Genomic DNA, 12,960 nt, shown 5'->3' on the forward strand with positions numbered 1-12,960 from the left:
CGTTGCCAAGACCGGCTTGCCCGTAGAGTGTGCCCTGGCCAACGCCTGGTCTTCGCTCAGCCAAGCAGATGACTTGGCCGCTGCGTGCGGCGCGACAGCGCGCTCCGATGAACCAGCGGGGTCGGCGAGAGCGGGAACGCTCCAGGCCCCGGTGACCGCGAGAGCAGCAGCGCCGACGACCATCCGGCGTGCCCATGACAGGGGCAAACGGGTCCGCCTATTCTTTTGCACTTTCTTTCCTCGAATCTTGAGGCTGATGAAAATTTCGGCGCGTCTTTTCGGCGGCAATCATTGAAATGCCGGCGATGGGCCATGTATTCGTAAAGCAATTTTGGGCTTGCCTTGACGGTCTATATGGGTGGCTTCCTGGGGTCTGCAGGATCGGCTGGCGTGGCACTGGGTGGTGGGAACGGGCGTCACCGTACGAGTAGTTGCGCCTGGTCGTGGGAGTGTTGTGACCTGTATCACAGCGTAGGCATGGCCGATATGGACGCTTATGTTCTGCTTCCTCGGCTCTTCACGGTTCGTTTTTACCGGCTCCTTATTCTTGAAGTTTGCGCATTCAGGTAGTTCTTTGTCTGCGGACGAGCGATCACGCGGCACGGCATAGATGCGTGAGCCCCATACGAGCGTCTGGCATTTCAGCATGTCGTCGTAGCGAGGGGTGGGTCGTGTCAGGTAGAGGCGCGCGCAAAAACAGCACAGCGGGTGTGGCGCGGAGTCGCCGCACAGTCCGGCGGCTGCTCGTTGGTTCGGCGGCGGTCCTGGCCTGGTCCCTGAGTCTCAGCCTGGCCTTCGGCTCCACGGCGAGCGCGCTGCCAGCGGCCCAGCACACGAGGGCTGCCCCGCCGAAGGCGGACCTCGGCCACTCGGTCACGGGCCTGAAGTCCGTCTCGCCCAAGCACGTGCGCATCTCGGACGCCACGCGGCGCACCATCACACCCACCCAGAAGTCATGGCCGGCCGCTCACGCCGGGACCCTGCACCTCAAGGCGCCGGAGCACGCAGCCGCAACGGGAGCCAAGGTCGCCGCAGCAGGAACTCCGGTCTGGGCCCAGGCCTTCGCGCCAACGAAGGGCGACTACATGGGCCCCAAGGTGCTTGGGGTGTCGGTGAAGTCCCGTTCCTTGTCAGCCCGATTGGGCGTGTCCGGGCCGGTATGGTCGCTCGCCGCCGGACAGGAAGCGGGAGCTGCATCCTCGGACTCGGCCCGTGTGAAGGTGGGCCTGGACTACGGCGCGTTCCGCCAGGCGATCGGCGGCAACTACGCCTCCCGCCTGCGTCTCGTACAACTGCCCAGCTGCGCGCTGACGACGCCGCAACTGGCCAAGTGCCGCAAGCAGACTCCTCTGACCTCCCTTAATGACTCCAAGGCCGCGGCCATATCGGCAGCCATCGCCCTTCCTGCGGAATCCACGGTCAGGCCCACCGCAACTGGAACTGGCCGGTCTGCGGCAGCATCTGCGGTCTCGGCCGTGTTCACGGGGGCGGCCTCCACGGTTGCCTCCGCGCAGGCGGCCTCGGCCTCGGGCGCGGCCACGGTGATCGCAGCGACCGATTCCACGGGCCAGGAGGGCGGGGCGGGCGGTAATTACGCTTCGACGCTGTCGTCGGCCGGCTCCTGGGGTCAGTCCGGATCGTCCGGTGACTTCACCTACACCTACAAGGTGGAATCGCCATCCGCGTCGACGTCGCTGGCGCCGGACGCGTCGCTGTCGTACGACTCCGGCAGCGTCGACGGCAAGACCGCCAACACCCAGGCCCAGTCGTCCTGGGTGGGCGACGGGTGGGACACCCAGGACTCCTTCGTCGGCCAGGAGTTCACCTCCTGCGCAGACTCCCCGGAAGGCAGCGCGGGCTCGGTGACCACCACCGACGAGTGCTACGACGGGCCCGTCCTGACGATGTCTCTGAACGGCTCGTCGACCTCGATCGTCTACGACAAGAACACCTCGACCTACAAGCTGGCCGACGACGACGGTGCGACGGTGAGCAAGGTGACCGGCTCGTCGAACGGATCCGGCACGTATGACACCTCGTACTGGGTGATCACGGAGCGGGACGGCACCAAGTACTACTTCGGCCGCAACCAACTGCCCGGCTGGGCCTCCGGGAACGACACGACGAACTCGGTGGACTCCGAGCGGGTATACGCCGCGCACTCCGGTGACCCCTGCTACAACTCCACGGCCACAAGCAGCTACTGCACCATGGCCTACAAGTGGCACCTCGACTACGTCACCACCGCCACCGGCGCGGCGATGGCGTACTACTACAAGCAGGACACTAACTATTACGGCGCCTACAACGGGGCCTCCCAGGTCAAGTACGTGCGCGACTCCTACCTCGCGCACATCGACTACGGCTTCACCACCGCCACCGGCCCCTACGGCACCATCCCCGACAAGATCGTCTACGGCACATCGGTGCGCTGCACCTCCACCAGCACCAACTGCGGCAGCGCGGAAACCTCCTCCAACGCCGCCTACTACCCCGACGTGCCGTACGACCTGGTCTGCGCATCCGGGGCCACCTGCAGCTCGCACGGGCCCTCATTCTTCTCCACCGTCCGTCTGACCTCGATCACCACCCAGCAGTACTCCACCTCATCCAGCGGGTACGTGACGGTCGACTCCTACGCTCTGACGCAGACCGAGCCCAATACCGGGGACGCGACCAGCGCAACGCTGTGGCTGTCCTCCGTCCAGAGCACCGGATCGGACACCACCGCCGGCGGCTCCACTTCCTCCATCACCATGCCTCCGGTCAAGTTCGCGGGTTCGGCGCTGGAGAACCGCGTCAGCACGGCCACCTACCCGGGCCTGTTCCGCTACCGCATCACGGCGATCACCAACGAGATGGGCGGGGTCACCGGTGTCTCGTACGGTCTTCCGACTGCCTGCTTGACCTCCGCCACGCCCTCCTCGAACACCGCATCCTGCTTCCCTGAGTACTGGACGCCCAGCGGTTACATCAGCCCGATGCTGGACTGGTTCAACAAGTATGCGGTGCAAGAGGTCCTGGAGACCGACACCTACGGCGGCTCGGCCACGAAGGAATCCGACTACGCCTACAGCGGCGCGGCCTGGCACTACGACGACGACGAGAACACCAAGCCGAAGTACCGCACCTACGGGCAGTGGCGCGGCTACCAGCAGGTGACCACCACCACTGGCAACGGATCCGGTGATGCCAAGACCAAGCAGGTCGACTCCTACTACCAGGGCATGGATGGAGACTGGCTGTCGTCCACCTCGACCCGCAGCATTTCGCTGACTGACTCGCAGGGCGGTCACCACTCCGACTCACCCCAACTCGCTGGCCAGGTACTGGAGTCCACGTCCTACCTGGGCAACGGCGGTGGCGTCGACAGTTCCACGATCACCTCGTACTGGATCTCTGCTGCCACCGCCACCCGCACCCGCTCCGGGCTGCCGGACCTGACCGCCAACGCGATGGGCTCGGCCGAAGTGTGGAGCCGTCAGCGGCTAACCGACGGCGGCACCACGAACTGGCGCTACGTCGAGGACGACACCACCTACGACGCCACCCGCTCGGACGACGACTTCGGCCTGGCGACCTATAACTACAAGCACACCGTGCCGGTCGACTCCCACTACGACCAGTGCACCGCCACCACCTATGCGCCGGCCAACACCAGCGCCAACCTCGTCGGCCTCGTCTCGTCCACGGAAGAGGACTCGGTCGCCTGCTCCGGCTTCACCGAAGGCTCCGTCGCCTCCGTACCCGCCGGGCTGAACACCCTCGCCGCACCGGCCAGCGTCAACCGGCCCGACCAGGTCGTCTCTGCCACCCGTACGTTCTATGACGACGCGACACTCTCCACCACGTTCCCGCAGTCCAGCGCCCCGACCATGGGCCTGGTCACCATGACCCGCACCGCCACCGACTACGGGGCGGGCGCGTTCACCTGGCGCACCACCGCGAAGAACACCTACGACAGCACCTACCACCGCCTGTCGGGCACCACCAACGGCAACGGCAACACCACCACGACCAGCTACACGGTCAACTCCGCCTATCTGACCACCGGACAGAGCGTCACCCAGCCGACCGTCGGCGGAGTCGCCCATACCAGCAGCTCGACATTCGACCCGGAGCGTGGGCTGACCCTGACGAGCACGGACGCCAACCATGTGGTGACGACCGTCCAGTACGACGCACTGGGCCGGGCAACCTCGGTGTGGAAGGACTCCCGCCCCACCACCTCGCTCGCCAACCTGACCTACGCCTACACCCTGACCAACAGCGCTGTTTCGGGCGTGGTGACCAACGCCCTCAACGACAACAACGGTTACCTCACCTCGGTCAGCATCGTCGACTCGCTGGGACGGGACCGCCAAAGCCAGACCTACACCCCGCAGGGTGGCCGTCTCATCGATGACACCCTGTACGACTCACGCGGCTGGACGGCGAAGAAGAACACCGACTACTGGGACTCCGCCACCACTCCCACGCTGTCGCTGAAGTCGGTGGCCGACAATCAGGTCGCCGACCAGGACGTGTACACCTACGACGGGCTCGGCCGGCCCGTCTACGACAGCTCCGAGAAGAACGGGGTCATCGTCTCCACCGCTACGACGGTCTACAACGGCGATGCCACCACCGTCATCCCGCCCACCGGGGGCGTCACCAAGACCACCCGCACAGATCCCTTCGGCCGCGCCACCGAACTCGACGAGTACACCGCCGCACCCACGCTGACCACACCGTTGAACAGCGCCACCGGCATCTTCTACCTCACCGGCGGCACCACCACCGCCACCACCTACGGCTACGACGGCCACGGCCAGCAGGCCAGTACCACCGACGCCAAGAACCAGGTGTGGACCAACACCTATGACCTGGCCGGGGAGGTGACCACCAAGACCGACCCCACCGCCGGCACGACCTCGAACATGACCTACGACGCGGACGGAAATCTGCTGCAGAGCAAGGACTCCCGCGGCGACTACCTCTCCTACACCTACGACGCCCTCGACCGCAAAACCGGCGAGTACGCCGCAGCCGCCGCCAACCAGACCCCCTACAGCTCCGCTAGCTCGCCCGGCAACCAGACAGCGTCCTGGGTCTACGACAACGCCAACACCGCGATCTCCGGCATGACCTATCCGGTCGGCCACGTCACCACCGCCACCTCCTACAGCGGCGGCTACGCCTACGTCCAGCAGGCCGTGAACTTCAACGTCTTCGGCGAATCCCTGGGCGAAGAGACCATCATCCCCTCCGCCGCACAGGGTTCGGTGCTCGGCAAGACGTGGAAGATCACCCACGCTTACACAAGCGTCCTGGGCCTGCTGCGCTCCGACAGCTACCCCCTCGGTGCCGGGCTACCTGCCGAGACTGTCGGCTACGCCTACAACAACGAGGACGAACTCACCGGTCTGGCCTCCACCTCCTACAGCTACCTGCAAAGCGTCAGCTACAGCGCCTACAACCAGGTCGCTCAGGTCCAGCTGGGCTCCTCCACCTCCTACGCGACCGCCACCGACACCTATGACGCGCACACCGGGAACCTGACGGACCAGCTCGTCACCCGCTCCACCACCCCGGCCAGCGTGGACGAAACCGCCTACAGCTACGACCTCGCCGGCAACATAACCCACCAGACCGAAACTCGCTCCGGCTCCAGCGCCACGGCCGAGACCCAGTGCTACACCTACGACCCTCTCGACCGTCTCACCGATGCCTGGACCGCCACCGACAACTGCGCCGCCACCCCCACCAGCAGCAGTCACAGCACCGTCGGAGACGGCATCACCGGCGGCACGTACTGGACCAGCTGGGCCTACGACGACATCGGCAACCGCCTCACCCAGACTCAGCACACCGTCTCCGGCACAGCCAGCGACACCGTCACCACCAGCGGCTACTCCACCAGCCAGCCCAACACCCTGACCAGCACAAGCACCACCGGCGGCACGACCGGCTCCACCAGCTACGTCTACGACGCCGCCGGCAACACCCAAAACCGCCACACCAGCACCGGCGACCAAACCCTCGTCTGGAACAACGCCGAACAGCTCACCAGCGTCTCCAACAGCACCACCGGCGCCACCACCAGCTACATCTACGACGCCGCCGGCAACCTGCTCCTGCAGATCGACCCGACCACCACCACGCTGTATCTGGGCAGCGAGCAGATCACCCTCGACAACTCCGCAGGCACCGCCACCGGAGTGCGCTACTACAGCGCCCCCGGCGACGCCACCATCGTCCGCACCGGCACCGGCACCAACTACGGCTTCGAACTCGCCGCCGACCAGCACGGCACCAACACCCTCTACCTCGACAACACCGCCCAGACCCCCACCTGGCGCCAGTTCGACCCCTACGGCAACCCCCGCGGCACCACCACAACCTGGGCCGACAACCGCACCTTCCTCAACAAAACCACCGACACCACCACCGGCCTCACCAACATCGGAGCCCGCGAATACGACCCCACACTCGGCCGCTTTATTAGCCTGGACCCCGTCTTCGAAGCCACCAGTCCACAAGAACTCGGCGGCTACAACTACGCCAGCAGCAACCCGGTCGTCCAGAGCGACCCCACAGGCATGGAAAGCTGCGGCCCGGTTCACTTCTGCTCAGGCAATAACGGCACTTACGGCACGTACCACGCCGAAAACGACCCCGGATCAAAGAAATATAAGGGCTCCAGCCACTACTGCGACACGCACAAATGCGGCAGCACAACACTTCCGGGCGGCGGGTGCGTCTCCGGTTGCTCCTCCAGTGACAGAAATCAGACGATCAAGCACAGCACTGGGACTTCCCGCAACGCCGACCACGGACACTGGTGGACCAGCGTCAAGAACTGGGGCTCCGCCGTCGCGGACAATGCTCCCGACCTGGTCCTCCATGGCGGCGAAACAGCGCTCGGTATCATACTGATCGATGGCGGCTCGGACCTGGCTATCGCAGGGGGTGCTGTCTGCGTCACTGGAGTCGGAAGCATAGTGGGCTGCCCATCAGCGGCAGCTGGCGTCGTAGGCGTAGGCGCGGGCATTGCCCTCACTGGAAACGGCGTAGACAACCTATCGAGCGATATCGGCAAAGTGTTCAACGAGGCCGACGAAACCTCGGGAGGAGCTGCTCCGGATCCCGCAGAGAACCCAGACATGTCATCCCTCAAGAAGATGAATGACAGCCAGTTGAAGAAAGCCGTAGGGGACGTACATCAATTCAAAAAGGAGCTGGTGGGGGGTAGGGTCGCACACTTCGATACGTACAAGGATACGTCTAGCGGTTACCTATTCCTCATGCCAAAGGGTGGCGGAACGCCTATCCCGACGTACTACAATGTGAACTGGTAGGAGGCTGACGGTGGGTAGCGGGACAGCATTGCGTAGAGTTCAATTCTCGATCGATAGTCCTGTGATCGAAATCGCGCAAATCACAGCACTGCTTGGGCTCGATCCAGACAGGACAGTGACTATCGGGCAAGTCCCATCGGGATCGGTTCTGCGCAAGCCTGCGTCGCGCAACATGTGGGAGGTCATAGAGTCCGGAGACGATTCAGCAGATGTTGATGAGATGCTTCGGCAGGTTTGCGGACGCCTCAGCCCCGTTCGTGAAGAAATTCGGTCTCTACGAGACGCTGGGTGCGAGGTGATGGTGAGTGTCATTCAGTACCTTTCTGCTGCAGACAGGACTGGCCCCGGATTCTCGCTGGATTCCGCAACGCTTGAATTCATCTCCTTCATCGGGGCAGAGCTGGATGTTGATCAGTATGTGATCGAATGAACTCGACGATCTGACGCCATTACGTCGCCTGGGCGCGGAATTCGATCGTGGGGTCGGCGGACAGTCGCGAGCGGCCCGAGCGTGCAGTTCAATACGCAACGGTGTAGCTGGGAAGGTGGCGTGCTTGATTGAGGCGACCCTAAAAGTGCGGATACTTCCCTTTTTGCCGCGAAGTCCAGCCGTTGATGGAAGCACCTCCTTGCCTGGTGCGGCGTGATGTAGCCGATCGTCGAGTGAGGCCGCTCCCGGTTGTAATACTCGGCCGGTCTGACGAGCCAGCCAGCCTCTGGAGTGAGCGGGACGGAGCCTGCTGGGCAACTGGTCCTGGCAGCTCGGTCTGGTCCGAGTGGGCGGGATGGTCTGTCGGCCGTGACGCTCGTTTGACGCTCTGGTTGCACTCACGCTGGGCGGCGAGCCGATAACGCTGCTCTGACCTGGTCTTTTCCGTGACTCACTCAGGCCCGCATCTTTCCGATGACGCATCATGTGGAGTGTGTGGCGATCCTTGAGCCGGTGGCGAAGGGCTCCTGAGCTGCGGTTTGTGCGCGCGCACGAACGCATCGATGCGGTGCCCGGGGGTTCGACCTCGGTTGCCGACAACGAACCCGTTACGGAGCGGCTGCCGTCGAGGGGCGGGTGGAGTGCCCGGTGAGGTTCTCGGGCCGTAGGAGTGTGTCCAGTTGGTCTGCGGTGAGCAGGCCGGCCTCGGCGGCGAGGTCCCTGACGGCGCGGCCGGTGGCCAGGGCCCGGCGGGCGAGGGCGGTGCTCGCGACGTAACCGATGTGCGGGGCGAGCGCGGTGACCAGTCCGACGGAGCGGTGGACGCTGTCGTGGAGGTGTTCGCGGTTGGCGGTGATGCCGGGGACGCAACGCGTGGCGAGGGTGTCGCAGGCGGCGCGCAGGTGGGTCAGTGAGCGCAGCAGGCTGTAGGCGATGACGGGCTCGAAGGCGTTGAGCTGGAGCTGACCGGCCTCGGCGGCCATGGTGACGGTCAGGTCGTTGCCGATGACCTCGAAGGCGACCTGGTTGACGACTTCGGGGATGACCGGGTTGACCTTGCCGGGCATGATCGACGAACCCGCCTGCACCGGCGGCAGGTTGATCTCGCCGAGCCCGGTTGTCGGCCCGGACGAGGTCAGACGCAGGTCGTTGCAGGTCTTGGAGAGTTTCACGGCGACGCGCTTGAGGACGCCGGAGAGCTGGACGAAGGCCCCGCAGTCCTGGGTGGCCTCGATGAAGTCGCCCGCGGGCCGGACCGGTTCGCCGCTGATCCCGGCGAGATACGCGCAGGCGAGTTCCGCGTAGCGGGGGTGGCCGTTGATGCCCGTGCCGATCGCGGTGCCGCCGAGGTTGGACTCCAGCAGCAGTGCGGCGGCCTCGGTGAGGCGTTGCCGGTCCTCCTCGATCATGACCGCGTACGTGGTGAATTCCTGGCCCAGCGTCATGGGCACGGCGTCCTGGAGCTGGGTGCGGCCCATCTTCAGTACGTCGGCGAACTCCGTCGCCTTCTCGGTGAACGCCGAGGCCAGCGCCCCCAGGGAGTCGCCGAGCCGGCGCAGTGAGCTCACCAGGGCCAGGCGTACGGCGGTGGGGTAGACGTCGTTGGTGCTCTGGCCGAGGTTGACGTGGTCGAGAGGGTGGATCACGTCGTAGCGGCCACGAGGGTGACCGAGGATCTCCAGGGCACGGTTGGCGATGACCTCGTTGGCGTTCATGTTCGTGGAGGTGCCGGCTCCCCCCTGGACGGGGTCGACGACGAACTGCTCGGTGAACCGTCCGGCGCGGATCTCGGCGCACGCGCCGATGATCGCTCCGGCGATGTCCGGGGCGAGCAGGCCGAGGTCGCGGTTGGCCTGGGCGGCAGCCTGCTTGACCGCGGCCAGCGCCACGATCAGGTCGGGGAACCGGGCGATGGTCGACCCGGTGATCGTGAAGTTCTCCACGGCCCGCACCGTGTGCACGCCGTAGTAGGCGTCGGCGGGTACCTCCTTGTCCCCGACCAGATCGTGCTCGATGCGTGTGCCCTGAGCCATCTGCTCCTGCTCCTCGTCGCCGCCGCGGGTCCCCTTGACAGGCCACCGCGTCCGGCCTCAGTGTTGCCGACCAACACGCAGAACGCAATATATTGCATATGGCAGGAGCTGCATCATGCGTACCGCTCATCCCCTCCGGATGCCGATCGGCATCCAGTCGGTCATCGCCGTCGGCCTCGGTGCCCTCATCGGAACCCTCGCCCCGTCCGCGGGCGAGCAGCTGAAGATCCTCGGAGACGTGTTCCTGAACCTGGTGCAGGTCGTCGTCCTGCCCCTGGTCTTCCCGCTCATCGTGCTGGGCATCGCCCGCATGGAGTCGGTCAGGAAGGTCGGCCGGATCGCCGGCAAGGCCATCCTCTACTTCGAGATCGTCACCACCGTCGTCCTGCTGATCGCGGTGGGGCTGGCCAAGCTCACGGGAATCGGCAAGGGCGCCCCCGTCCACGGGGCCGACGCCAAGGACCTGGACGGTCTGAGCCAGGGCATCGACTTCCACGAACTGGTCCTGCACGCCGTACCGAAGAACATCTTCGCCGCGTTCGGCGAGGGCAACCTGCTCGGCGCGATCGTCTTCGCCCTCCTCGTGGGCGTGGCGATGGCTGCGATCGGGGAGAAGTCCGAGCCCTTCGCCTCGGTCCTGGAGTCCGTCGCCGCGGTGATGTTCAAGGTCGTCGGATACGTCATCCGGGTCGCGCCGCTGGGTGTGCTCGGCTTCATCTCGTACGACGTCGCCCACTACGGCTTCGGCAACCTGCGCAGTCTGCTGGGCTTCATCGCCGTGGTCTACGCGGGTCTGGTCATCGTCGTCGGCGTCCTCTTCCCGCTCATCGCAGCGATCTACCGCATCCGCTACGTCGAGTTGCTGAAGTCGATCGCCGGGCTGGCCGGGATCGCCTTCGTCACTCGCAGCTCCGAATCAGTCCTGGCCCCTCTGATGGGCAAGCTCGAGGCATTCGGCCTCAGCCGCTCCACGACCTCGTTCGTCGTCCCGCTCGGCTACTCCTTCAACACCGACGGCTCCGTCCTCTACCAGGCGGCAGCGCTGGTCTTCCTCGCCAACGCCTACGGCGCGGACACCTCCCTGCCCGCCCTGCTGCTCATGGTGGGCGTGCTGGTGATCCTCTCCAAGGGCATGGCCGGCGTCGCCTCCGCCTCGATCGTCGTCCTCATCGCCGCAGGGAACTCCATCGGCCTGCCCGCCGAGGGCATCGCCCTGCTCCTCGGCGTCGACTTCGTCGTCGACATGGCCCGTACCGGCGTGAACGTCATCGGCAACTCCCTTGCAGCCGCCGTCGTCGACAGCTCCGAGAACCGGCGCGAAGCCCGACGCCGCAGGCGGGAAGCCTCCCGTACCCCGGCCGAGCCCGAGACCAATGTCCTCCACAAGGAACCCGCACAGTGACCACCCCCGCTTCCCCCACCGAGGTCATCGGCATCCTCGGTGGCATGGGCCCGGCAGCCACGGCCGACTTCTACGCCAAACTCGTGTCGACGACCCCCGGCTCCAGCGACCAGGACCACCTCCGGACGGTCATCTGGTCCGACCCGACCATCCCCGACCGCACCGAGGCCCTGCTGGGCAACGGCCCCGATCCCACCCCCTGGCTCCTCGACGGCAGCCGCGTCCTGCGCGAAGCCGGCGCCACCGTCATCGCCATCCCCTGCAACACGGCTCACGCCTTCGTCCCGCGCATCGCCGACCACGTCGGCCTGCCCATCGTCCACATGATCGGCGAGGTCGCCCGGCATCTCACCACGCTCAGCCCCCGCATCCGCACCGCCGGACTGCTCGCCACGACCGGCACCGTCCGGGCCGGCCTGTACCAGGAGTGGCTGGACCGCTTCGGCATCCGCCTAGTGCTCCCCGACGCCACCAGTCAGGACCACGAGGTCATGACCGCCATCCGCATGGTCAAGGCGGGCACCCACGGCGGCGCGGCGACCGAGCTTCTGTCCCGCGCGGCACACCGCCTGACCGAGCAAGGCGCGCAGGCGGTCATCGCCGGCTGCACCGAGATTCCGCTCGGCCTGTCGGCCGACGGCGTGGACGTCCCCCTCGTGGACCCGGCGATGGTCCTGGCCCGGGCCCTTGTCCGCCGGGCCACGACCGGGGGCCCACCTGGAGGGAACGAGCACGGATAGGACGCGAAACGGCGATGTACTGTACGCAATATGTCACTCGACCGACCAGTCTCTCGCCGCCTCCTCAGTGACGAGGTCTTCGACCGGCTCCGCGACTCCATCGTGCGCGGGGAACTCGTCCCCGGTGAGAAGGTCAAGGACGGTGAGCTCGCCGAGCGCCTCGGTCTCAGTCGCACCCCGGTGCGCGAGGCGCTCGCCCGGCTCGCCGACATCGGCCTGGTCGAAGCGAAACCCGGCGTCTACACCCGTATCACCACCCTCAACCGCCGCGACGTGGCGAAGACCCTCGCCGTCCTGCGCTCCCTCGACCAACTCGCCGTGGAGACAGCGGTTCCGGTCATGACCGAGCAGGACCTGCAGCGCATGCGGGAGGCCAACCGCGACTTCGAACGGGCCGTCGCCGCCAACGACACCGCCGCGGCACTCGCCGCCGACGACCGCTTCCACGCCGTCCCCATCACGGCCGCGGACAACCCCGTGCTCAGCCGGATCGTCGAGCAGCTCCACCCGCAGATCCACCGCATCCTCCACCGCAAGTTCTCCACCCTGCTCGGCGGCCGCAACACCATCGAACACCACGACCAGCTCATCGCCGTCTGCGCCGGCGGCGACGCCCACGCCGCCGCCGAACTCTCCGGGCGCCACTGGTCCGAACTCGGCGGACACATCAACGACCTGTTCAACGCCAACGAGTTCGCCGAAGCGGCGACCGGCTGAAACGCCGCGCCTGTGTGAGGTGGCGCGGGGCCAAGCAGTGAACCCGGATCCTGCCTGCGCCCCGCCTCGGCGCCCCTGTGGCCGGCGCCCTTGTGGGCATCCTCGACGGCCTGTATCGGGCGGCCGCTTACCGGCTCTCAGGCTGACCGCCGCCGACCGTTCGTACGTGCACGCCGTGGGAACGGCTTCGATGAGCGGCGTGGGAGACGTGCGCGAGCGGGCTTCTGATGATGAGTCGGCTGGTCCGAAGCGGCGGTCCGGAAAGCCTTCGCGGAACCTCCGCCGGCACCTGCCCTGT

6 protein-coding genes are annotated in these 12,960 nt (G+C 66.2%); 5 read left to right on the forward strand and 1 reads right to left on the reverse strand.

Going from position 1 to position 12,960, the window contains the following annotated elements; translation table 11 throughout:
- Window positions 1-710 precede the first annotated feature (710 nt).
- Both H295_RS48455 and H295_RS45850 read left to right on the forward strand, forming a co-directional pair.
- A complete protein-coding gene (locus H295_RS48455; RefSeq protein WP_158691082.1) occupies window positions 711-7,340 on the forward strand; it encodes an RHS repeat-associated core domain-containing protein in 6,630 nt (2,209 codons plus the stop codon).
- A gap of 61 nt (window positions 7,341-7,401) precedes the next feature.
- Entirely contained in the window at window positions 7,402-7,770 is a 369-nt protein-coding gene (locus H295_RS45850; RefSeq protein WP_158691083.1) for a DUF4279 domain-containing protein, read from the forward strand.
- Between the two features lie 608 nt (window positions 7,771-8,378).
- Here H295_RS45850 and H295_RS0131020 read toward each other — a convergent pair.
- Window positions 8,379-9,803: an aspartate ammonia-lyase gene (locus H295_RS0131020; protein ID WP_020139235.1), complete on the reverse strand. Its 1,425-nt coding sequence runs from the start codon at window positions 9,801-9,803 to the stop codon at window positions 8,379-8,381.
- Window positions 9,804-9,918: 115 nt separating this feature from the next.
- Here H295_RS0131020 and H295_RS43730 point away from each other — a divergent pair, with 115 nt between their 5' ends.
- Genes H295_RS43730 through H295_RS0131035 form a run of 3 tightly spaced genes read left to right on the forward strand, consistent with a single transcriptional unit; the run spans window position 9,919 to window position 12,662 of the window.
- Window positions 9,919-11,205 carry a dicarboxylate/amino acid:cation symporter gene (locus H295_RS43730; protein WP_234021709.1) on the forward strand — a complete coding sequence of 429 codons (1,287 nt, stop codon included), beginning with the start codon at window positions 9,919-9,921 and terminating at the stop codon, window positions 11,203-11,205.
- On the forward strand, window positions 11,202-11,945 hold the full coding sequence (locus H295_RS43735) for an aspartate/glutamate racemase family protein (protein WP_020139237.1): 744 nt from the start codon (window positions 11,202-11,204) through the stop codon (window positions 11,943-11,945). Before H295_RS43730 ends, H295_RS43735 begins: the two co-directional genes overlap by 4 nt.
- 30 nt (window positions 11,946-11,975) lie before the next feature.
- A complete protein-coding gene (locus H295_RS0131035) occupies window positions 11,976-12,662 on the forward strand; it encodes a GntR family transcriptional regulator (protein WP_020139238.1) in 687 nt (228 codons plus the stop codon).
- Window positions 12,663-12,960 lie beyond the last annotated feature (298 nt).

Origin of the sequence: Streptomyces sp. 351MFTsu5.1, from assembly GCF_000383655.1 — a bacterium.
GTDB lineage: Bacteria > Actinomycetota > Actinomycetes > Streptomycetales > Streptomycetaceae > Streptomyces > Streptomyces griseorubiginosus.

Excerpts from the sequence above, each read along its gene's own strand:
- H295_RS0131035 (WP_020139238.1), top strand. The coding sequence starts at position 11,976 with ATGTCACTCGACCGACCAGTCTCTCGCCGCCTCCTCAGTGACGAGGTC.
- H295_RS43730 (WP_234021709.1), top strand. The coding sequence starts at position 9,919 with ATGCGTACCGCTCATCCCCTCCGGATGCCGATCGGCATCCAGTCGGTC.
- H295_RS0131020 (WP_020139235.1), bottom strand. The coding sequence starts at position 9,803 with ATGGCTCAGGGCACACGCATCGAGCACGATCTGGTCGGGGACAAGGAG.